At 37.5% G+C, this 815-nt stretch carries 2 protein-coding genes; one reads left to right on the forward strand and one right to left on the reverse strand.

Annotated elements, in window-relative coordinates:
* The first annotated feature begins 161 nt into the window (after nucleotides 1–161).
* Nucleotides 162–368: a DUF1289 domain-containing protein gene (locus PL85_RS18465; protein ID WP_083250237.1), complete on the forward strand. Its 207-nt coding sequence runs from the start codon at nucleotides 162–164 to the stop codon at nucleotides 366–368.
* 119 nt (nucleotides 369–487) lie between these two features.
* On the opposite strand, the gene PL85_RS18470 is transcribed toward PL85_RS18465, so the two are convergent.
* Entirely contained in the window at nucleotides 488–718 is a 231-nt protein-coding gene (locus tag PL85_RS18470; protein WP_013868597.1) for a PAS factor family protein, read from the reverse strand.
* Nucleotides 719–815: the final 97 nt, after the last annotated feature.

Consider the following 815-nt stretch of genomic DNA (forward strand, 5'->3'; position numbering starts at 1 on the left):
TTTTTCTTCTACTTCACTTTTAGTGGTTACGGTGTAATGCTTTAGGTTGGGTGGTAGCGTTGCTCACCCCTTAATTGGGCGTTATGTGCTAGTGTACGCCGAATTCTTTACTATGATTTCGTTAATAAAGACTACTGCGGAAATGTGATAGGATTTTTGTTATGAAAGATAGGAAAATGAGTGAGGTCGAAGAGCCCAAGTCACCGTGTATTAGACAGTGCTGTTTAGATGAAATGGATATTTGTTTGGGATGTTTTAGATCGTTGAATGAAATTATTGATTGGCATTCTTCAACGATAATTGAAAAGAACAAGATTCTTATCGTATGCTGTCAAAGAAGGAAATTGGCTCAAAAATCGAGGTTTTAGTTTTATCTAAAAGTACTACTGGTGATAATTTTGTCTAAATTGGCTGAGAGTTTGTTAGAAAATGAGCATATAAAAACGGCCCTTGACGTCGTGGGCCGTTGATATTTAGTAATGCAAGGCTAGTGCTCAGGTGTTTCTAGCAGCTTAATGGCACTTTCAACTGCATTATTGATCGCTTGGTCATTTTCAAGTTTTCCTGAACTTGCTGGCCCAAGGGCTCTAGAGTATAGAGCTAATTGTTTGTCCAAAGGCAAGCCCAACTGTTCATACAGATTTTCGCGAATTTTTGCATGTTGTTCAGGGTCTTGGTTTGCAAGGCTAATAAGTGTTTCATAAATAAGAGCTTTCATATCATGTCCATATTATTATAGTTAACTTGGTGCTTATGGATTATAGCTGAGCCCTTAATGTAAATCTTGTGCAACAATCACATAACAAACGGCTCAA

This window comes from Vibrio anguillarum, from assembly GCF_001989995.2.
In the GTDB taxonomy this organism is placed as follows: Bacteria; Pseudomonadota; Gammaproteobacteria; order Enterobacterales; family Vibrionaceae; genus Vibrio; species Vibrio anguillarum.

Bases quoted from the DNA above. Each gene is read 5' to 3' on its own strand.
- PL85_RS18465 (WP_083250237.1), top strand. From the start codon at position 162: ATGAAAGATAGGAAAATGAGTGAGGTCGAAGAGCCCAAGTCACCGTGT.
- PL85_RS18470 (WP_013868597.1), bottom strand. From the start codon at position 718: ATGAAAGCTCTTATTTATGAAACACTTATTAGCCTTGCAAACCAAGAC.